This is a genomic window from Methylomonas koyamae (assembly GCF_006483455.1).
GTDB classification, from domain to species: domain Bacteria; phylum Pseudomonadota; class Gammaproteobacteria; order Methylococcales; family Methylomonadaceae; genus Methylomonas; species Methylomonas koyamae_B.
This window is the reverse complement of the sequence record NZ_PPPU01000052.1, coordinates 23,610-44,404: the sequence shown is the minus strand read 5'-3', so window position 1 is coordinate 44,404 and position 20,795 is coordinate 23,610. Positions and strand designations below refer to the sequence as shown.

20 protein-coding genes are annotated in these 20,795 nt (G+C 56.5%); 3 read left to right on the top strand and 17 right to left on the bottom strand.

What is annotated here, in order from left to right:
• The first annotated feature begins 57 nt into the window (after positions 1 to 57).
• Together C2U68_RS19230 and C2U68_RS19225 are read left to right on the top strand one after the other, a co-directional pair.
• Positions 58 to 978 (top strand): glycosyltransferase family 2 protein, encoded by a 921-nt coding sequence (locus C2U68_RS19230; protein ID WP_140914090.1) that lies wholly within the window; start codon positions 58 to 60, stop codon positions 976 to 978.
• Positions 979 to 982: 4 nt separating this feature from the next.
• Positions 983 to 1,708 (top strand): methyltransferase domain-containing protein, encoded by a 726-nt coding sequence (locus tag C2U68_RS19225; RefSeq protein WP_140914089.1) that lies wholly within the window; start codon positions 983 to 985, stop codon positions 1,706 to 1,708.
• Here C2U68_RS19225 and C2U68_RS19220 read toward each other — a convergent pair.
• On the bottom strand, positions 1,705 to 2,175 hold the full coding sequence (locus C2U68_RS19220; protein WP_140914088.1) for a GtrA family protein: 471 nt from the start codon (positions 2,173 to 2,175) through the stop codon (positions 1,705 to 1,707). The genes C2U68_RS19225 and C2U68_RS19220 overlap by 4 nt on opposite strands.
• A 166-nt stretch (positions 2,176 to 2,341) precedes the next feature.
• Here C2U68_RS19220 and C2U68_RS19215 point away from each other — a divergent pair, with 166 nt between their 5' ends.
• Entirely contained in the window at positions 2,342 to 2,806 is a 465-nt protein-coding gene (locus C2U68_RS19215) for a DciA family protein (protein ID WP_140914087.1), read from the top strand.
• A 63-nt stretch (positions 2,807 to 2,869) separates the two neighbouring features.
• Here the strand turns inward: C2U68_RS19215 and lpxC are convergent, their stop codons facing one another.
• The 16 genes from lpxC to rsmH form a co-directional block, all read right to left on the bottom strand.
• Complete coding sequence (gene lpxC / locus C2U68_RS19210; RefSeq protein ID WP_140914086.1) at positions 2,870 to 3,796, bottom strand: UDP-3-O-acyl-N-acetylglucosamine deacetylase; 927 nt, start codon at positions 3,794 to 3,796, stop codon at positions 2,870 to 2,872.
• Between the two features lie 106 nt (positions 3,797 to 3,902).
• The gene (ftsZ, locus tag C2U68_RS19205) at positions 3,903 to 5,060 is read right to left on the bottom strand and encodes a cell division protein FtsZ (protein ID WP_140914085.1); all 1,158 of its coding nucleotides are present in this window, start codon (positions 5,058 to 5,060) and stop codon (positions 3,903 to 3,905) included.
• A gap of 23 nt (positions 5,061 to 5,083) precedes the next feature.
• The gene (gene ftsA, locus C2U68_RS19200; protein ID WP_054758926.1) at positions 5,084 to 6,310 is read right to left on the bottom strand and encodes a cell division protein FtsA; all 1,227 of its coding nucleotides are present in this window, start codon (positions 6,308 to 6,310) and stop codon (positions 5,084 to 5,086) included.
• Between the two features lie 21 nt (positions 6,311 to 6,331).
• Positions 6,332 to 7,072: a cell division protein FtsQ/DivIB gene (locus C2U68_RS19195; protein ID WP_140914084.1), complete on the bottom strand. Its 741-nt coding sequence runs from the start codon at positions 7,070 to 7,072 to the stop codon at positions 6,332 to 6,334.
• Entirely contained in the window at positions 7,062 to 8,012 is a 951-nt protein-coding gene (locus C2U68_RS19190) for a D-alanine--D-alanine ligase (protein WP_140914083.1), read from the bottom strand. Before C2U68_RS19190 ends, C2U68_RS19195 begins: the two co-directional genes overlap by 11 nt.
• Positions 8,009 to 8,896: a UDP-N-acetylmuramate dehydrogenase gene (gene murB / locus C2U68_RS19185; protein WP_140914082.1), complete on the bottom strand. Its 888-nt coding sequence runs from the start codon at positions 8,894 to 8,896 to the stop codon at positions 8,009 to 8,011. Before murB ends, C2U68_RS19190 begins: the two co-directional genes overlap by 4 nt.
• Positions 8,896 to 10,347: a UDP-N-acetylmuramate--L-alanine ligase gene (gene murC, locus C2U68_RS19180; RefSeq protein WP_140914081.1), complete on the bottom strand. Its 1,452-nt coding sequence runs from the start codon at positions 10,345 to 10,347 to the stop codon at positions 8,896 to 8,898. Before murC ends, murB begins: the two co-directional genes overlap by 1 nt.
• Positions 10,344 to 11,426 carry an undecaprenyldiphospho-muramoylpentapeptide beta-N-acetylglucosaminyltransferase gene (gene murG, locus C2U68_RS19175; protein WP_140914080.1) on the bottom strand — a complete coding sequence of 361 codons (1,083 nt, stop codon included), beginning with the start codon at positions 11,424 to 11,426 and terminating at the stop codon, positions 10,344 to 10,346. The genes murC and murG overlap by 4 nt, the downstream gene beginning before the upstream one ends.
• Positions 11,423 to 12,592 carry a putative lipid II flippase FtsW gene (ftsW, locus tag C2U68_RS19170; protein ID WP_140914079.1) on the bottom strand — a complete coding sequence of 390 codons (1,170 nt, stop codon included), beginning with the start codon at positions 12,590 to 12,592 and terminating at the stop codon, positions 11,423 to 11,425. The genes murG and ftsW overlap by 4 nt, the downstream gene beginning before the upstream one ends.
• Positions 12,586 to 13,956: a UDP-N-acetylmuramoyl-L-alanine--D-glutamate ligase gene (gene murD / locus C2U68_RS19165; RefSeq protein ID WP_140914078.1), complete on the bottom strand. Its 1,371-nt coding sequence runs from the start codon at positions 13,954 to 13,956 to the stop codon at positions 12,586 to 12,588. The genes ftsW and murD overlap by 7 nt, the downstream gene beginning before the upstream one ends.
• A gap of 2 nt (positions 13,957 to 13,958) precedes the next feature.
• Positions 13,959 to 15,041, bottom strand: a complete 1,083-nt coding sequence (gene mraY / locus C2U68_RS19160) for a phospho-N-acetylmuramoyl-pentapeptide-transferase (protein WP_140914077.1) — start codon at positions 15,039 to 15,041, stop codon at positions 13,959 to 13,961.
• Positions 15,041 to 16,408, bottom strand: a complete 1,368-nt coding sequence (murF, locus tag C2U68_RS19155) for a UDP-N-acetylmuramoyl-tripeptide--D-alanyl-D-alanine ligase (protein WP_140914076.1) — start codon at positions 16,406 to 16,408, stop codon at positions 15,041 to 15,043. The genes mraY and murF overlap by 1 nt, the downstream gene beginning before the upstream one ends.
• A complete protein-coding gene (locus C2U68_RS19150; RefSeq protein WP_140914075.1) occupies positions 16,405 to 17,865 on the bottom strand; it encodes a UDP-N-acetylmuramoyl-L-alanyl-D-glutamate--2,6-diaminopimelate ligase in 1,461 nt (486 codons plus the stop codon). Before C2U68_RS19150 ends, murF begins: the two co-directional genes overlap by 4 nt.
• Complete coding sequence (locus tag C2U68_RS19145) at positions 17,862 to 19,589, bottom strand: peptidoglycan D,D-transpeptidase FtsI family protein (RefSeq protein WP_140914074.1); 1,728 nt, start codon at positions 19,587 to 19,589, stop codon at positions 17,862 to 17,864. Before C2U68_RS19145 ends, C2U68_RS19150 begins: the two co-directional genes overlap by 4 nt.
• Positions 19,589 to 19,861 (bottom strand): cell division protein FtsL, encoded by a 273-nt coding sequence (ftsL, locus tag C2U68_RS19140; protein ID WP_140914073.1) that lies wholly within the window; start codon positions 19,859 to 19,861, stop codon positions 19,589 to 19,591. Before ftsL ends, C2U68_RS19145 begins: the two co-directional genes overlap by 1 nt.
• Entirely contained in the window at positions 19,861 to 20,790 is a 930-nt protein-coding gene (rsmH, locus tag C2U68_RS19135) for a 16S rRNA (cytosine(1402)-N(4))-methyltransferase RsmH (protein WP_186289675.1), read from the bottom strand. The genes ftsL and rsmH overlap by 1 nt, the downstream gene beginning before the upstream one ends.
• Positions 20,791 to 20,795 lie beyond the last annotated feature (5 nt).

Genomic DNA, 20,795 nt, shown 5'->3' with positions numbered 1-20,795 from the left:
CGGCTATGCTGTTAAAATAGTCGCTATAAAATATAACAAATATTGAATGGTGGCATCATGTTATCGATAATTGTTCCGGCATATAACGAGCAGGAAGTGCTAGATCAGTTTTATGCTCGTGTGACGGTTGTGTTACAAACCGCCGCTCCGGACTACGAGTTGATTTTTGTCAATGACGGTAGCCGAGATGGCACTCTGCAGTTATTAGAGAGATTGTCGGAATCGGATCCGCGAGTTGTTGTTATCGATTTGAGCCGAAATTTCGGCAAAGAAATTGCTGTTTCGGCCGGGATTGATTTCTCGCGGGGCGATGCAGTGATTATTATCGATGCAGATTTACAGGATCCGCCTGAGTTAATCCCGGAATTGTTGAAGCAATGGAATAGTGGCTTCGATAATGTTTATGCACGGAGAATTAGCCGAGACGGCGAGTCGGTAATCAAGAAAACGACTTCGTATCTGTTTTACCGGTTTATTCGAAGAATGACTAATATCGATATTCCTGCCGATACCGGAGATTTTCGGTTATTGAGCCGGCGCGCGGTGGATTCGTTGAAACAATTGCCTGAGCGGAATCGTTTCATGAAAGGCTTGTACGCTTGGATCGGTTATCCCTCTGTTGCGGTAGAGTATCGGCGTGATCCGCGCTATGCCGGCGAAACAAAATGGAACTATTGGAAGCTATGGAATTTCGCGTTGGAAGGGATTACTTCGTTTACAGAGGTTCCGCTTAAGGTAGCTAGTTATGTTGGCGTAGCTGTAGCATTTGCGGCATTTTGTTACGGAGTTTATATTATTATAAATACTATTTTGTATGGTAATCCGGTTGCAGGCTATCCGTCATTAATTGTGACTATTTTATTTCTCGGCGGAGTGCAATTAATATTTATCGGGGTATTGGGGGAGTATCTGGCGAGAGCCTTTTCTGAGTCCAAGCGCAGGCCCTTATACTTTGTTAACAAAGTTATCAGGAAATGAGGCTGTGGACGTTAAAGAAGAGTCAATATTAGGCGATGCTGTTTATACGCATTGGTATTACTTGTCCAAACTGAAAGCCATTCAAGGATTATTGGCGGATATTTTTTTTAAAAGAATTCTTGATGTTGGCGCAGGATCCGGAATTTTTTCGAAATTGTTGTTGATCGACGCTGGCTCGGCTGCGCGTTGCGTCGATACTGCATATGTCGATGATGAAAGGCGCGAGCTTTATCAGGGTAAGGAAATCGTTTTTGTTAAGACAATCAATTCTGTCGATGAGGATGTCGTATTAATGATTGACGTTATTGAACACGTTGAGAACGATCGAGAGTTTTTAAAATATTATGTTGATAGAATGCCTGTGGGTGGGCATGTTTTAATTTCTGTGCCGGCGTTTAATTTGCTATGGTCGGGCCATGACGTTTTCTTGGAGCATAAACGACGCTATTCTTTAGGGGAATTAGAATCGCTTGTAAAGAATGCAGGGCTACATGTAGTAAAAGGTCGGTATTTTTTTGGGTTGCTATTTCCTATTGTAGCCGCGATTCGAATATTTAGTAGATGGCGAGGCAGGACGAATAAAAATCAGGCGAAAAGCGATTTGACTAAGGCAAGTAATATTGTCAATAGTTTATTGATAATGATTCATCAGGTGGAAGCCAAGACTTTATTTTTGATCAATAGAGGTGCAGGGTTGTCTGCTTTTTGTTTGGCAAAGAAAGTGAGTTAGGAAAAAGCCCATTTTTTGTTGATAATGAAAGTCGTCACCGGAACTACTGTTACCATAAATAATATGGCGTAATGATAAGGTAATAACAACCGCTCGACGATAACCAGCACTCCCGCAGTATTTAGGCCCAATCCAATCAATGCGACGATCAAAAACTTGGTCATCTTTTTGGACCAATGCGTATCGCTGCTATTTCGAAAGGTCCAGTGGTATTGGCCTAAAAAGGATATTAAAAAGGCGACGGCAAAGGCGATAAAGTTAGCTTCTAGGGCTTGGGCTAACTGCGTTTCAATAACAAAGGCAAATATACCCGCATGCGTTGCTGTTGCTAAACCGCCGACGATGGCAAATTTTAAAATTTGCCATCGGGTTTGGCTTGATGGATTTCCGGATTTGGTTGGGACTGCAATATAACGCGGTTTCCCTTTGACTCGGTGATGTTTTTTTTGCTTTTTGGTTTTACGCATAGCTAACAGTTAACCGGGGTCTTTTTTCTATACCTGATCGACAGGTGGCTGATTGATATGTCGAAAATGTTTGCACCTATCTCAACAGGCAGAAAGGTAAAATATTGTAACTGCGGTGTTGGTGCAAACTGATTGCCGTATTGTCGCAGATAAGTTTGAGCCAATTATGAATAAACCCAAAATATTCCGTTTTAAACCTGCAGCGGACTTTAATAAAAATCAGATTAGTTTATGCCTAAGCAACATTGCCAAGCAACGGGAATTGTTGGCAATCGTTCGAGCCGGGTTACCCGATGATCTGTCGAAACACGTTTTGCATTGCGTTGCCTCGGATTCGGCGATTCTGCTCTACAGCGACTCCGCGAATTGGGCATCGCAAATTCGTTTTTTTGCGCGGAACATTCTGGAAAAGTTGCATGACGCCGGCGAGATGGGCTTGGTCAAACTGCAGGTTCGAATCGTGACCGCGGCTGTCGGCGCATCTGCGGCGCCCCGCAAGCCAAGGTTGCCTTCGGCGGAGGCCATCGAAGTACTTTGCCGGAGTGTTGACAGCGCTACCGGCGATGACGCGTTGGCAGTAGCGTTGAAGCGTTTGGGCGATACTTTGCGGCGGAGGACGCAGGAAGGCTAGTTGATGGAGGCGCTGCCCGGACGAACTAGAACCAGGCAGCGTCAAGATTGAGTCGGCGCGTTATCAGCCCGTGGCCCGTGCGGAAGACTGAGCCGAATGCAAGAAGGAAATCGGCGCGTCCTCGGCGTTTTCGAAGGTGACCTTTTCCCAGGCGTCGGTTTCGTTCAGTAGCGTCAATAACAATTTATTATTCAGCGCGTGGCCGGATTTAAAGCCCTGATATTCGCCGATCAGGCTGTGGCCCAGCAAATACAGGTCGCCGATCGCATCGAGAATCTTGTGTTTGACGAATTCGTCGGCGTAACGCAGACCGTCTTCGTTCAGCACCTTGTCGTCGTCGACCACGATGGCGTTATCCAAACTTCCGCCCAGCGCCAGATTATTTTCCCGCAAAAACTCGATGTCTTTCATAAAGCCGAAGGTGCGGGCTCGAGCCACTTCCTTGACGAAAGTCGTCGTCGAGAAATCCATCACCGCGGTTTTCAAATGCTCGGAAAAAGCCGGATGTTCGAAATCGATCGTGAAAGTGACTTTAAAGCCTTCGAACGGCAGAAAAGCCGCCCATTTGTCGCCATCCTCAACCCTGACTTCGCGTTTGATCCGGATATATTGCTTGGGCGCGTCTTGTTCGACGACGCCGGCCGACTGCAGTAAAAATACAAAAGGCCCGGCGCTGCCGTCCATGATCGGTACTTCGGCGGCGCTGACATCGACGATCGCATTGTCGATGCCCAGCCCGGCCAGAGCCGACAGTAAATGCTCTACCGTGGAAACCTTAACGCCGTCGCGTACCAACGTGGTGGATAGTTTGGTCTCGCCGACATTTTCGGGACGAGCGGAAATCATGACCGGCGCTTCCAAATCGACGCGGCGGAAGCGGATGCCGGTATCCGGCTCGGACGGGTGCAGAGTCAGATAGACTTTGTCGCCGGTATGCAAGCCGACGCCGGTGGCTCTGATCGTGTTCTTCAAAGTACGCTGTTTAATCATGAAATGCCGACAATATGTAAAACAAGGCGGGGGAGTCTATCACAGATTGGGCGATAGCTCCCCCCGAACTTGGTGGTCTGCCTGAAGCGCTAAGCGGCGGACTTGCTTAGTCCGCTTGGCGACGCAAGAAGGCCGGTACGTCCAAGTAGTCCAGATCGACATCGTTTCTCGGTTGGGCGCCGAAACGCGACTCCCGGGTCGATTCCTGCTTTTGCTGGCGGATTACGGTCGGTTTTTCCAGTTGGCCGTAATCGACTTCGCCGGCCGCGACCTTTTTCACCAGACTGATCGGAGCCGCGTGTTTGGCTTTATCGCCCATGCCGGTCGCAACCACGGTGACTTTGATTTCGTTACCCAAGGTCGGATTAACCGCCATGCCGATTTTCATGTCGGCGTCTTCGGAAGCGAACGCGTGCATGATGCTGCCGATTTCGTCGAACTCGTTCAGGCCCAGGTCGCCGTTGGAGGTGACGTTGACCAGGATGCCGCGCGCGCCTTGCAGATTGTTGTCGTCCAGCAGCGGGCAGGCAATGGCTTTTTCCGCCGCCAAGCGGGCCCGGTTTTCGCCGCTGGCGACGCCGGTACCCATGATCGCGCTGCCCATATTTGACATCACGGTGCGGACGTCGGCAAAGTCGACGTTCATCAAGCCCGGGTGGGTAATCAGCTCGGTGATGCCTTGTACCGCATCGCGCAATACGTCGTTGGCGGCACGGAACGCTTCGACCAGCGATTTGTTGTTGCCTAGCGTCGGCAGCAGTTTTTGGTTAGGAATGATGATCAAGGAATCGACCAGTTTTTCCAGTTCGCGCAAGCCGGCGTCGGCCACGCCTTTTTTCTTGGAACCTTCGAAGTCGAAAGGTTTGGATACCACGGCCACGGTCAGTACGCCCAACTCTTTGGCGACCTCGGCGAACACCGCAATCGCGCCGGTACCGGTACCGCCACCCATGCCGGCGGTCAGGAACACCATGTCGGCGCCAGAGATGACTTCGCGGATGCGGTCGCGGTTTTCTTCGGCCGCGGCTCTACCGATTTCCGGCCGGGTGCCGGCGCCCAAGCCTTTGGTCAGCTCTACACCCAGTTGGACGATGGATTCGACGTTCATTTCCCGCAGGGCCTGGGCATCGGTGTTGGCGCAGATAAACTGGACGCCGTCGATACCGTCGGCTGCCATGTGGTTGACCGCATTGCCGCCGCCGCCGCCGACGCCGATCACTTTAATCACAGCACTGCCGCTGCTATCCAATAATTCATATTTCATATTCACGCCCTCCAGACAAAAGATTAAAAATTACCTTGAAACCAGCTTTTTATTTTCGATAACAGATCGGCGCCGTCATCGTTTATGCCTAACGCCCGGCCGTGATGATCCTTGCCGTACAGCAACAGACCGACCGCGGTCGAATAAATCGGGTTTTCCGCTACATCGGTCAATCCCGACACGTGCAGCGGTACGCCCATCCGAACCGGCATGTGGAAAATTTCCTCCGCCAATTCGACCAATCCCTTCACTTGGGAGCTGCCGCCGGTGATTACCATGCCGGCGGCGATCAGATCTTCATATCCACTTCTTCTCAATTCTGCTTGCACCAACAGCATCAACTCCTCGTAACGCGGCTCGACGATCTCGGCCAGGTTTTGCGCCGAGATTTTGCGCGGCTCGCGGTCGCCGATGCTCGGCACGTTGATGGTTTGTTGCGGATCGGCCAATTGGGTCAAGGCGCAGGCATACTGGCGCTTGATGTCCTCGGCGTTTTTGGTCGGCGTCCGTAACGCCACCGCGATATCGTTGGTGACCTGATCGCCGGCAATCGGAATCACCGCTGTGTGCTTGATCGCGCCTTCCGAAAAGATCGCCAGATCGGTGGTGCCGCCACCGATATCGATCAGGCACACGCCCAGATCCTTCTCGTCGTCGGTCAATACCGCCGAACACGAAGCCAATTGCTCCAGCACGATATCGTCGACGTCCAACCCGCATTTGCGGATGCATTTGACGATGTTCTGTTCGGCGCTGACGCTGCTGGTGACCATGTGCACCTTCGCTTCCAGGCGGATGCCGGACATGCCGATCGGCTCCTTGATGCCTTCCTGCTGGTCGATCACAAACTCCTGCGGCAGGATGTGCAGGATTTTCTGATCGGCCGGAATTGCCACCGCCCGCGCCGAATCGATCACCCGGTCGATGTCGTGCTGGGTGACTTCCTTTTCCTTGATCGCGACGATGCCGTGCGAATTCAGGCTTTTGATATGGCTGCCGGCGATGCCGGCGAAAACCGATTTGATCTGGCAACCGGCCATCAATTCGGCTTCCTCGACCGCGCGCTGGATCGAATGCACGGTCGATTCCAGATTGACCACGATGCCTTTTTTCAAGCCCTTGGACGGCGCGGTGCCGATACCGATCACTTCGATTTCGTCGCCGCCGCGGTATTCGCCGACGATGGCCGCGACCTTCGACGTGCCTATGTCCAATCCCACTAAAATATTTCGATCTGTCTTTTTGGCCATTGTTGTGTGCTCAGTAAGCGTTTAAATCAGGTTCTTATTCTTTTCTGCGATTGCTTTCCAATCGATAGCGGCGGCTTCCGGTTTCCAAGTCACGGCAAAGCCGTTCGGATAACGGGTGTCCACGCTCGCTATCATGGCGATTTGCTCCTCGCCCAATAAATCCATGGTTTTCAAAAAGCGCTGCATATTCTCCAGCGGCGCCTTGCGGCCCAATTGCATCTCCATGCCGTTGGCCAGTTTAATCCGCCAAGCCCGGCGTTCGTTGACGTGGAACTCGGCCAATTGCATCGATTTATCCTTCAACACGATGTAAACGCCCTTCATGATTTCCAGCAGCTTTTTCTCCTGGCCTTCCGGGCCGGTAATCAACGGCAGATTCTTGAATTCCTCGATGTTGTCCGGAACCAGCAAATCGCCTTGTTTGTTCAATAGTGCCGAGTTGCCCCAGCGCACCACCGGTTTTTGTTCGGTGATTTTGATGTGCACCGCGTCCGGCCACACTCGTTTTACGTCCACCTTGTCCACCAACGGCAGGGCTTTGATCGCCTGATGGATGGCCTGCATATCGGCGTGGTAGTAACCCTGCTTCATCTGCGGCGCCAAAACCTGCTTCAATCTGTCCTTGCTGGTGTATTGGAACGCACCTTCGATGCGTACGTAACGGATCGGTTGGCCGCGCAGGGCTCTCGCGCCGAAGTGTTGCCAACTCCACCAGCCGGCCCCGGCCAATACCAGGACCACAATCAAAAATCTAAGCCGCACCGGCCGATCCCGCCACGCTGGTCTCCAGGATTCGCCAAACCAATTCCTCGAAACTGACGCCGACCGCCTTGGCTGCCATCGGCACCAGGCTGTGGTCGGTCATGCCCGGCACGGTATTGACCTCGATCAATTGCAGCCGGCCGCTGTCGTCGATGAAGGCATCGACCCGGCCCCAACCGGCGACGCCGACGGTCTGGCAGGCTCTCAGCGCCAGGGCTTGCAATTCCCGCTCGCGCTCCGGGCTCAAGCCGCACGGACAATGGTATTGCGTGGTGTTGGCGCGGTATTTGGCGTCGAAATCGTAAAACGTGTGCGGCGTTTCCAGCCGGATCGCCGGCAGCGCCTCGCCGTCCAGCATGCCGATGGTGAATTCCTGGCCCTGGATCCATTGCTCGGCATAGACTTCGCAGCGGTACTGGCTGGCGATTTTCAACGCCGCCAGCAATTCCTCGCGATTATGGGCCTTGCTCATGCCGATGCTGGAGCCTTCCTGGGCCGGCTTGACGATCACCGGAAAACCCAGCGCGTTGATGCAGGTATCGATGTCGTGCTCGCCGCTCAACAAAAACCAGCGCGGCGTCGGCAGGCCGGCGCCTTGCCAGCATAATTTGGTGCGCAGCTTGTCCATCGCCAAGGCCGAAGCCAGTACGCCGGAGCCGGTGTAAGGCAAGCCCATAGTCGCCAATACCGCCTGCAACACGCCGTCTTCGCCGCCGCGGCCGTGGATGATGTTGAACACCCGGTCGAATTTGCGCCCGGCCAGGGCGTCGATCGGGCTGCCGGTCACGTCTATCGCGGTGGTATCGATGCCTTGGGCTTGCAAGGCCCGGTATACGGCGTTGCCGCTGTTCAACGATACTTCGCGCTCGGCGGCGGAACCGCCCATCATCACCGCGACCTTGCCGAATGCGGCGGGATCTTTAATCCGTAAGGGCCTCATGTTTTGTCACCTATCCGGCAAACTTCGGTCTGCAGACTGACGCCGAACTTGGTTTGCACTTGCGTTTGAATATGTTCGATCAGAGCTTCGATATCCGCCGAACTGGCGTTACCCTGATTCTCGATAAAATTGGCGTGTTTTTCCGATACCACGGCGCCGCCCACTGCAAAGCCTTTCAAGCCGCAGGCTTCGATCAGCCGCGCGGCGAAGTCGCCGGGCGGATTCTTGAACACCGAGCCGCAGGTCGGCTTGTTGGTCGGTTGGGTCGCGTTGCGTTTCTCCAACAGTGCCTTGATGTGTTGCTGGCTGGCTTCGCTATTGCCTTTGACCAATTTCAGTTGCACCGACAGAAACCATTCGCCTTCCAGGCCTTTGACCGAGCGGTAGGCAACTTCGAACTCGCCGTGATCGCGCTCGATCACTTCGCCGCGGGCGTTGACCATTTCCACCCGGTCGACAATGCGCCAGGTCTCGCCGCCGAAAGCGCCGGCATTCATTTTCAGGGCGCCGCCCATTGTGCCGGGGATACCGGCCAAAAATTCGGCGCCGGTCAGGCCCAAATCGGCGCAAAAGCGGGCGACGTGGGCGCAAGGCACGCCAGCTTCGACGTAAACCCGTTCCGAGTCGATCAGCCGCATCTCTTTCAAGCGGTTGCGGGTGTTGATCACGGTGCCTTTGATGCCGCCGTCGCGCACCAGCAAATTGCTGCCCAGGCCCAGCCAATACAAAGGCTCGCCTTCCGGCAGTTCGGCAATGAACTCGATCAGGTCGGCCTTATTCTCCGGAATGTACATGTGCTGCGCCGGGCCGCCGACCCGCCAGCTGGTGTATTTGGCCAGCGGCTCGTCGTTCAGCAAGGTGCCTTTCCAGCTCGCCGGGGCCATCACTCGCTTCCTCTCAGTTCGGCCAGCGCCTCGGCCAGCTTTTGCGGCAGTTCGGCGGCGATCTGGCCGACGTTGCCGGCGCCCATGGTCAGGATCACGTCGTCTTTTTCGACGATGCCGGCCAGGATGGTGGCCAAATCCTCGCGGTTTTGCACGAATACCGGATCGACTTGGCCGCGCACCCGAATCGAGCGGCTCAAGGCTTTGCCGTCGGCGCCGGTGATTGGCGTTTCCCCGGCCGAATAAACGTCCAGCAAAATCAACACATCGACCCCGGACAGCACTTCGACGAAATCTTCGAACAGATCGCGGGTGCGGGTATAGCGGTGGGGTTGGAATACCACGACTTTACGCCGACTCGGCCAGGCTTGGCGCAAGGCTTCCAAGGTGGCGGCCAGTTCGCGCGGGTGATGGCCGTAGTCGTCGACCAAGGTCAGTTTGCCGTCGGCGAAATCGACGTCGCCGTTAATTTGGAAGCGGCGGCCGACGCCTTTGAATTCGGCCAAGCTTTTCACAATGGCGGCGTCGTCCACGCCCAGCGCGGTAGCGATCGTGGTTGCCGCCAGCGCATTCAACATGTTGTGCCAGCCGGGCAAATTCAATGTGACTTGCAGCGGCGGCAGGGTGCCCCAGCGCAGCACGGTGAAATGGGTGCGCAGCCCGTCTTGTTTGATGTCGACGGCGCGGACGTCGGCATAACTGCTGACGCCATAGGTTTTTACCGGTTTCGAGATGTTCGGCAGCACGTCGCAAACGCCGGGGTCGTCCACGCACATCACGGCCAGTCCGTAGAACGGCAACTGGTGCAGAAATTTCAGGAAGGTGTCCTTCAGCTTGCTGTAACTGCCGCCGTAGGTCTCCATGTGGTCCTGATCGATATTGGTCACAATCGCCATCATCGGCTGCAGGAACAGAAACGAGGCGTCGCTTTCGTCGGCTTCGGCCACCAAATACTTGCCCAGGCCCAATTTGGCATTGGCGCCGGCACTGTTCAGGCGGCCGCCAATGACGAAAGTGGGGTCCAGGCCGCCTTCGGCCAGCATCATCGTGGTCAAACTGGTGGTGGTGGTTTTACCGTGAGTGCCGGCGACGGCGATACCGAAGCGGAAGCGCATCAGCTCGGCCAACATTTCTGCGCGCGGAATCACCGGAATCCGGTTTTCGTAGGCCCTGACCACTTCCGGGTTGGTTTTATCTACCGCGGTGGAGGTGACGACGACATCGACATCGGCGACGTTTTCGGCCTTATGTTCTAGATAGACTTTGACGCCCAGGTTTTGCAGACGGTCGGTGACCGGCGAGGCCTTGATGTCGGAGCCGGACACGGTGTAGCCCAGGTTGCTCAGCACTTCGGCGATGCCGCTCATACCGGTGCCGCCGATACCGACGAAATGGATTTTGTCGATGTCGCCCAAGGCCTGATTGGCGGCGGGAATATTGGGGCGGTTCATCGCGCGGCCTCCGCGTGAGGCGCGGCAATTGCCCCGCAAATGTCGGCCACGGTTTGGGTGGCAGCGAGTCGGGCCTTGGCTTTCGCCGCTCGACTCATGGAATCTAAGGATGTCATGGCTTGGGTAATGGTTTTACGCAGGTTTTCCGCGTTCAATTCGGGTTGCGGCAGCAGTAAAGCGGCGCCGGCATCGGCTAAATATTTGGCGTTCGCGGTTTGGTGGTCGTCTATGGCATACAACAACGGCACGAAGATCGCCGGCAATCCGGCCGCCGCGACTTCGCTGACCGTCATCGCGCCGGCGCGGCAGACGATCAGATCAGCCCACCGGTAAGCGGCGGCCATGTCGTCGATGAAGGCTGCTACTTCGGCGTTTAGGTTGGTGGAGCGGTAAGCGGCGGCTACCTCGGTTTGCATCGCGGCACCGGTCTGGTGCTTGATCTCCAGATTGGCCAATGTCGCCAAGGCGGCTGGTACGGTCTCGTTCAAGACTTTGGCGCCCTGGCTGCCGCCGAGAACCAGTATGTGCAGGTTACGGCCGGCGTCCGGCGTCCATGCCTGTTTGTCCGGCAATGCGCTGAAGCCGCTGCGCAACGGGTTGCCGGTGCATTCGGCGCCGAGATTCGGCGCAAAACTGGCGGGAAAGGCTTCCAGAATTTTGGTTGCCGCCAGTTTGGCCAGCCAGCGGTTGGTGGTGCCGGGCACCCGGTTTTGTTCGTGGATTACCAGCGGAATGCGCAGGCTCTTGGCCATCAGACCGCCGGGGCCGGCGACGAAGCCGCCCATGCCCAAAACCACATCCGGCCGGCGCTCGCGCAAAATCCGTTTGGCTTGGCGGCAGGCTTGCACCAGTTTGACGATACCGCCGACTTTGGCCAACAAGCCTTTGCCGCGCAGGCCGGCCACCGCCAGCCAGTCGATATCGATGCCGGCGGCCGGTACCACTTTGGCTTCCAGACCGGTCTGGGTGCCGAGCCAACTCACTTGCCAGCCGCGCGCAGCCATTTCCTGGGCCACCGCCAATGCTGGAAATACGTGGCCGCCGGTACCGCCCGCCATGATCACAATGCGGCCGCTCATGCCAGTTTCCCCTTGACGTTGCTCTTGTTGTGTTCGGTCACTTCGTAATGAATCCGAAACAACACCGCCATCGCGCCGCACATCACGATCATACTGCCGCCGCCGTAACTCATCAGCGGCAGGGTCAGACCTTTGGTGGGCAACATGCCCATGTTGACGCCCATATTGACGAAGGACTGAAAGCCGAACCAGATACCCAAGCCGTAAGCCGCGAGCGAGTTGAAACGCAGGCCGGCCTGTTCCGCCTGTTCGCCGATCGCAAACGCGCGCACCACCAGGGCGCTGAACAGCGCGATGATCACCAGTACGCCGACCAAGCCCAGTTCTTCACCCAGCACCGAGAATAAAAAGTCGGTATGAGCTTCGGGCAGATAAAACAATTTTTGCAGGCCGTTGCCGAGGCCGACGCCGAAGAACTCGCCGCGGCCGAACGAAATCAAGGCTTGCGTCAACTGGAAGCCGGTGTCCTTGGCGTCGGCCCACGGGTCGAGGAAACTGGTGACCCGCGCCAGCCGGTAAGGCGAGACGATCACCAACATGACTGCCAGGCCGGCGACCAGCGCCAGCAGGATGACGAATTGCGAAATCCGCGCCCCGCCCAGAAACATCATGCCCATGGCAATGATCAGAATCACGACGGCGGAGCCGAAGTCCGGCTCCAGCAGCAGCAATACGCACGCCACCGAAAACAGCATCAGCGGCTTAACCAAACCGAAGGCGGAACGGCGCACGTGTTCGGCGTGGCGGGTGACGTAGCCGGCCATGTAAATCACCGAAATCAGTTTGACCACCTCGGACACCTGAATCCGCAGACCCAAAATCGATAACCAACGGATACTGCCGTTGACTTTGACGCCGACGCCGGGAATCAGCACCACCAGTAGCAGCGCCAGACCGGCGATGAACAGGGTTTGCCCCATTTTTTCCCAGCTTCTCATCGGCACGTTCAAGATAAAGCCGGCAAAGGCCAAGCCGAAGGCGATGTGCGCCAATTGTTTGAACGGATAATGCGAAATGTCGTCGGCCATCTTCACGCCCAGATGCAGCGAAGACGACGTGACCATCATGAAGCCGATACCGAGCAGGGCGAAGCAGGCCAGCATCAGTACCGGATCGGTATGCAAGCGGCTTTGCCGAGGCTTCGCTGCGGGCGTAGGCTTCAACATGACGGCAGCTCCATCACCGCTTCGGCAAATTTGTTGCCGCGGTCGACGTAACTGCGGTATTGGTCGAGACTGGCGCAGGCCGGCGATAACAGCACGCTGTCGCCTGCATCGGCCAGGCTGGCCGCGGTTTTGACCGCTTCTTTCATGTTGCCGGCGAATTTGACCGGTACGTAATCGTGCAAGGCATCGGCGATCAATTGCGCATCCTTGCCGATCAAGACCACGGCCTTGGTTTTCTCGCGCACGGCCGGTGCCAATTCGGCCATGTCGGCACCTTTGGCGTCGCCCCCGGCGATCAGTATCACTTTACGGTCGTAGCCTTGCAGCGCGGCGATACAGGCGCCGATGTTGGTGGCTTTGGAGTCGTTGATCCAGTTGATGCCGGCTCTTTCGGCAACTTTTTGCATCCGGTGCGGTAGGCCTTTGAAGTTGCGCAGCGCGGTGCACATCGCGGTCATACTCAAACCGATGGCGCTGCCCAAGGCCAATGCGGCCAAGGCGTTGGCCAGATTGTGCGAACCTTCCAGACGCAGGTGAGAGGCCGGCATCAATACTTGATCGCCGTGCATCAGATTGATGGTTTCGCCGCGTTGCAGATAGAAATCGGCGGTGCTTTGGATCGAAAACGTCAAGCTCGGCCGGTTGGTGTCGCGCATCGCCATGACCAGCGCATCGTCCGCATTCAAAACCATCGTGCCGTCGCCGCGGAATATGCGTTGCTTTTCGGCGGCGTAGGTTTCGATGCTAGCATGGCGATCCAGATGGTCCGGACTGACGTTCAGCACGGTGGCGGCTTTGGCGTTCAAGGCTCGGGTGCGTTCCAATTGGAAACTGGACAGCTCCAGCACGTATAAATCGGCGTCCTGTTGTAATAAGTCCAGCGCCGGCGTGCCCAGATTGCCGCCGATGGCGGTTTTCACTCCGGCGGCGTTGGCCATTTCGCCGAGCATGGTCGTCACCGTGCTTTTGCCGTTCGAACCGGTGATGCCGATGATCGGCTTATCGGTAGCGCAGGCGAACAAATCGATGTCGCTGATGACTTTTACTCCGGCCTGCACGGCTTTGTGAATCGCGGTTTCGTGCAGCGATACGCCGGGACTGACGAGCAAGTGAGTGGCGACATCCAGCGCGGATTGATCGAAGCCGCCGGAAAACACGGGTACGTCCGGCATTTGTTCCCGCAGATTGTCGATCAACGGCGGTTGCTTGCGGCTGTCGACTACGGCGAACCGGATCGGGGTTTTTTGCAAAAATTGCGCGGCCGAATAGCCAGTCGCGCCAAGGCCGACGATCAGCAGTCGAGCGTTGGCCGGATCCAGTTGAAAATGGCGTTCCAGATTGGCGAGTAATTGTGCGGTATCCATGGCTATCTCAGTTTCAATGTCGCCAGGCCGATCAGGACCAAAATGACCGAAACGATCCAGAAGCGGACGATGATGCGCGGCTCGGGCCAGCCTTTCAATTCGTAATGGTGGTGAATCGGAGCCATCAGAAATACCCGTTTTTTGCGGGTTTTATAGGAGGCGACCTGAATGATCACCGAAATGGTTTCGACCACAAAAATGCCGCCCATAATCACCAAAACGATTTCCTGGCGGACCAGCACGGCGACGATGCCCAGCGCGGCGCCCAATGCCAACGCGCCGACGTCGCCCATGAATACCATGGCCGGATAGGCGTTGAACCAGAGAAAGCCGAGGCCGGAGCCGATCAGCGCGGCGCAGAACACCACCAATTCGCCGGATTTGGGGATATGCGGTATTTGCAGGTATTGGGCGAAATTGGCGTGGCCGGACAGATAGGCGAAGATCGCCAATGCGGCCGCGATCATCACGGTAGGCATGATCGCCAGGCCGTCGAGGCCGTCGGTCAAGTTCACCGCGTTACTGGAGCCGACGATGACGAAATAGGTCAGCACGATGTACATCCAGCCCATGTCCAGCGTCACGTTCTTGAAAAACGGCACAATGAATTGGGTTTCGGCAGCGACTTGAGCGGTGCTGTACAAGTAGATGCCGGCACCCAGTGCGACCACCGACTGCCAGAAATATTTGGCTTTGGCCGACAGGCCGACGCTGTTGCCGAGCAGCACTTTCTTGTAATCGTCGATAAAACCGATGACGCCGTGCGCCAGTGTCACCAACAAAACCACCCAGATGTAGCGATTGCTCAGATCGGCGCAGAGTAGGGTGCTGATCGCCACCGCGAACAGAATCATCGCCCCGCCCATGGTCGGGGTGCCCGATTTGGAGAAATGGCTTTGCGGACCGTCGTCGCGCACGCTTTGGCCGATTTTTCTGCGGGTCAGCTTTTCGATCACCATCGGGCCGCTCAGCAGCGAAATCGCCAAAGCGGTCAACACGCCCAGGATGGCGCGAAAGGTAAGGTAGTGTAAGACCCGGAAGCCGCTGTCGATACTGCTTAAAAAGTCTGCGAGTAAAAGTAACATTATGCCGCTCTAAAATTGTCGACCAGCGCCGCCACCACGTTTTCCATTTTTTGGGCGCGCGAGCCTTTAATCAGTAAAGTTTCCCCGCCGCTCAGTTCCGCGGTCAGGTCTGCAATCAATTGTTCCTGCGTGTCGTAATAACGGGCGCCGGCGCCGAAGCCGGCGACGCTGTGGCGGGCCAATTCGCCGGTGGCGAACAGGCGCTTGGCGCCCATGGCTTTGACCAATTCACCCATTTCCCGGTGTATCGCCGGGCTGTCCGGGCCTAATTCGCCGAACGCGCCTAGCGCAACCCACAACTCGGCCTGGCTGCAGCCGTCGATGGCTTCCAAAGCGGCGCGCAGCGAACTCGGATTGGCGTTGTAGGTGTCGTCGACCACGATGTTGTTGCGGCGGCCGCGTAATGGCTGCATCCGGCCGACCACCGGCCGCAAGCCTTCCAGACCGGCTTTGATCGCGTCGAGCGCGATGTCGAATTGCCGCGCAACCGTCGCCGCTGCCAACGCGTTTTTGACGTTGTGGGCGCCGGCCAGATTCAAGCGGATAGCGATACTTTCGCCGCCGGCTTGCAACTGAAAGCGGGTGGCGAAGCCGTCAGCATCAAGGCCGGTTTCGATTTGCTCGGCGCGGACGTCGGCAGCAGGATGGAAGCCGAAACTAACCGATTTGCGCGGGCCGGCCAGGGTGAGCCAGAACTCGTAGAAGGCGTCGTCTCGGTTCAACACCGCAACGCTTTGCGGGCTTAGGCTTTCGATGATCTCGCCCTTGGTTTTGGCCACGCCGTTCAGGTCGCCGAAACCCTCGATATGCGCCGCACCGACGTTATTAATCACGCTGACGTCGGCTTGGGCATAGCGGCTGGTATAGGCGATTTCGCCGATGTGGTTGGCGCCCATCTCAATCACGGCATAGCGGTGGCCGGCATCGAGTTTCAGCAAAGTTAGCGGGACACCGATGTCGTTGTTCAAATTGCCTTGAGTCGATAAGGTGGGGCCTTGGGTAGCGAAAATCGCCGCGATCATTTCTTTGACCGTGGTTTTGCCGTTGCTGCCGGTGACGCCGGCAACTTTGACCGGCAATTGCCGGCGCCAGTAGCCGGCCAGTTCGGCCAGCGCCAGGTGGCTGTTGTCGACCACGATTTGCGGTAGATCGGATGCGCAGGCGCGTTCTACCAGCAGCGCCGCGGCGCCGGCCTGTTGCGCTTGCTCGATAAAATCGTGGCCGTCGAAATTCTTGCCTTTCAAGGCCAGGTAAAGTTCGCCGGGTTTGAGCGTGCGGGTGTCGATGCTGACCGACTCGACGCTGCGGTCGGTTCCGGTCAGAGTGCCGTTGACGGCTCGGGCGATTTCGCTGAGCAGCATCTTCATGGTTTGCGCCACTCCGCCAAGGTTTTTTCCACCAGCGCGCTATCGCTGAACGGCCATTTTACGCCGGCGATTTCCTGGTAATCTTCGTGGCCCTTGCCGGCGATCAGTACGCAATCGTCGGGAGCTGATTGTTGTATGGCTGTGTTTATGGCCGTGGCCCTGTCGTTAATAACGGTTACTTTATCGCTACGGCAGCCCGCCAAAATGTCGGCGACGATGGCGGCCGGAGCTTCGCTTCGCGGATTGTCGTCGGTGACGATGACCTGATCCGCCCAGGTCTCGGCAATCCGGCCCATTTCCGGGCGTTTGCCTTTGTCGCGGTCGCCGCCGCAGCCGAACACCAGTTGCAACCGGCTGTTGCCTTTGATGGCTTTCAAAACTTTTTCCAAGGCATCCGGGCTGTGGGCATAGTCCACGAACACGGTCGGTTTGCCCTGGCCGCCGAATTTTTCCATGCGGCCGGCAATGGCAGTCAGTGAGGCCAAGCGTGCTACGGCGGTTTCGAAACCAATGCCCTGGGCCAGCAATACGCACAGCACCGCCAGCAGATTTTCCAGATTGAAACTGCCGGCAATGCCGCTGGCGGCGGTTAGCCGTTTACCGCGCCAAACCGCGTCGAATTCGATGCCGGCGGCGCTAAATTTTGCATTTTCGGCCGTCACGCATTCGCAGCCCGGAAGCGTTCGCCCGCTGGCGCTGAAGGTCCACACCTGGACACCCTGGCCGATACTGTCCAATACCTGTGCGCTGCTGGCGTCATCCAAATTGATAGCGGCAAATTTCAAGCCCGGCGTTTTGAACAAGGTCAGCTTGGCTTGCAGATAGCTCTGCATATCGCCGTGATAATCCAGATGGTCCCGGCTCAAATTGGTGAATACCGCGCCCTTGAATTGCACGGCATTGACCCGGCCTTGCTGCAATCCATGCGAGGACACTTCCATGGCGACTGCGCGTTTGCCTTGGGCCGCCAATTCGGACAAGATCCGTTGCACGTCCAGCGCATCGGGGGTTGTGTTTGCGGTCGGCTGTAACTTGCCGAATTCGCCCCAACCCAGCGTGCCGATCACGCCGCAATCGGGCAGCGCCTGCGCGAGCAGTTGGCTGCAGGTGGTTTTGCCGTTGGTGCCGGTGACGCCGATCACATCCAACTGCGCCGAAGGCCGGCCGTAAAACCGGGCGGCGATCTCGCCCAGACTGTCCGCCAATCCGGCAACGGCAAACAGCGGCGCAGCGAGAGGCGTCTGTAAGTGTGACGCACTCTGCTGCGGTTCGAATACCACGGCTTTGGCGCCGCGGCTTACGGCCTGCGCGGCATGGGTCAGGCCGTGTTGCCGCGAGCCGTTCAAAGCGATGAATACGTCGCCTGCGCGCGTGCAACGGCTATCCAGGCTCAAGCCGGTTATCTCCGCGTCCGTAGCTATATCAGTTAGTCCGTTCAGCAATTCGCTCAGCTTCATCGTTTGCTCAACAGTAAGTGCATGTTTTCCATGCCGTCCGGCTCGACGCCGTAAACTCGTAATGCGCCGGCCATGACCCGCGAGAAGGCCGGTGCGGCAACCAAACCGCCGTAATATTGGCCGCTGGTCGGCTCGTCAACCACGATCGCGATAATAAATCGCGGGTTACTGGCCGGCGCCATGCCGACGAATACCGATAAATATTTGTCGTCGGCGTAACCGCCGGCGGTGGCTTTTTTCACGGTGCCGGTTTTGCCGGCCACCCGGTAACCTTCGACTCTGGCTTGATAGGCCGTGCCTTCCTTGCTGATCACGTGCTCCAGCATTTCCCGGACTTTTCTGGCTGTCTCCGGCTTAAACACCCGTTGTGCGTCCGGATCTTCGTCGCGCTTCAATAGGGTCACCGAATGAATGATGCCGTCGTCGGCCAAGGCGGTATAGGCCCTGGCCAGTTGTAAAATCGAGGTGGATACCCCGTAACCGAACGATAAAATCGCTTGGTCGAATTCGTGCCAGCCTTGATAATCGAGCAACGAGCCGCTGGCCTCGCCGGGGAAGCCGACGCCGGCCGAGGTGCCGAAGCCCAGTTTGTTGTAAACCCCCCAGAAATACTCCGGCGGCATGGTCATCGCGATCTGGGTCACCGCGATGTTGCTGGATTTTTGCAACACGTGGGTCAAATCCATCGTGCCGTAGTTATGCACGTCTTTGACCACGTTGCGGCCCAGGTGGTAAACGCCGTGGGTCTCGATCATCACATTCGGATGGATATAGCCGCCGTCCAGCGCCGCCGCGATCACGAACGGCTTTACGGTCGAGCCGGGTTCGAAGCTGTCGACGATGGCCCGGTTGCGGTAACGGTTGCTGCTCAGTTCTTTCCGGTTGTTCGGGTTGAACGCCGGCTGGCTGACGCTGGCCAATACGTCGCCGTTTTTGGCATCCAATACCACCAGTGAGGCCGAATGCGCCTTATTCTGGATTACTGCGTTCTGCAACTCCCGGTAAGCCAGGTATTGCAAACGCTCGTCTATCGTCAGAATCAGGTCGCGGCCCGGCACCGCTGCTTCGATGTTTTCTACGTCTTTGATGATCTGGCCTTTGCCGTCTTTGATCACCCGTTTTTTGCCCGGTTGGCCGCGCAATATATGTTCGTAACCGTGTTCGATGCCTTCCTGGCCGATATCGTCGATATTGGTAAAGCCCAGCAAATGGCCGGAGACTGCCCCGGCAGGGTAATACCGCTTGAATTCGCGCTCGAAATAGACGCCGGTGATTTCCAGATCCTTAACTTTTTCGGCAATATCCGGATTAATCTGCCGGCGCAAATAGACGAAGCGCTTGTTGGCGTCTTTTTCTTTTTTCAGCAGCGAGCGCAGCTCTTTTTCCGGGAAACCGAGGATTCTCGCCATCGGTGTCAGTTTGTCCAGTTCGCTGTCTTTCAATTGCCGTGGATTGACCCAGATCGATTGCACCGGGGTACTGATTGCCAACGGTTCGCCGTTACGGTCCTTGATCTGGCCGCGGTATGCCGACACCGACACGACGCCGATGTGTTGCATGTCGCCTTTATCCTGTAAAAAATCCTTGTCCAGGATTTGCAGATAAACCGCGCGGCCAACCAAGGCTGTCATCGCCAGCATCATTGTCGACAACAGCAGTTTTCGCCGTATCGGAAAATCGGTATTAAGGCGCGGTGCTGGGGCAGAACCGGTAAAAATTCGCATTACGGCTTGATGTAAATTATTTTGTCCTGCGGCGGCAAAGTCAGCATCAATCGCGACCTGGCCTCGACTTCAACTCGGTTTTCTTCGGTCAGCGTCGTCAATTCGAGCTGTAACCGTCCCCATTCGACTTCGTAATCGTCGAGTTCCTTTTCCTTTTTTTGGATCTCGATAAACAGCAGCCGCGATTGGTATTTGCTGTAAATCACCGCGATGCCGGATATAAGCAACACCGCTACCAGTATTGTCAGCAGGATGTTTCGAGCAAATATCATCAACGCTTCTCCGCGACTCGCATTACCGCGCTACGCGCTCTGGGGTTATCGCGCAATTCCTGCGCTTGGGCGCGTATCGATTTACCGATTTTGCGTAATTGCCCTTGTTCTATGTCCCGTTCTCTGACCGGCAATCTGCCGGGATCGGTTTTCGCCCCCGATTGGTCCCGAATAAACCGCTTGACGATCCTGTCTTCCAAAGAGTGAAACGAGATCACTACCAGCCGTCCCCCCGGCGCCAGTACCTCCAGCGCTTGCTGCAAACCTGCCTTGATCTGTTCCAGCTCCTGATTGATTTCGATCCTGATCGCCTGAAAGCTGCGTGTGGCAGGATGTTTGTGCTTGTCGCGAAACGGCACGCTTTGTTCAATCAATCTCGCCAGTTCCAGAGTGGTCGTGACCGGGGCCTGTTGGCGCTGGCCGACGATCGCCCGGGCGATGCGCTTGGCAAACCGTTCTTCGCCATATTCGAATAAAATCCGGACCAATTCCGGTTCGGCAACGCTAGCCAGGTACTCGGCAGCCGACAGTCCGCGTCCGGTGTCCATACGCATATCCAGGGGGCCGTCGCGTAAAAAACTGAAGCCGCGTTCGGCAATATCTAGTTGCGGCGACGATACGCCCAAGTCCATCAATATGCCGTCGATCTTGCCGGCGTATCCGTTACGTCTGGTTACTTCCGCCAATTCGGCAAAACTGGCATGGCGTAATTCGAATCTGGGGTCCTGACGTAAACTCTCTGCCTCTTGGCTGCCAATCGCATCTGCGTCTCTATCCAGTGCCAACAACCGGCCCGATTCGCTCAGCTCGGCCAAAATGCCACGACTATGACCGCCCCGGCCGAAAGTGCAATCCAGGTAGAGGCCGTCCGGTTTTATCGCGAGTTGCTGGAGCGCTTCCGCGTATAAAACGGTTTGGTGTGCCGGCATCTCCG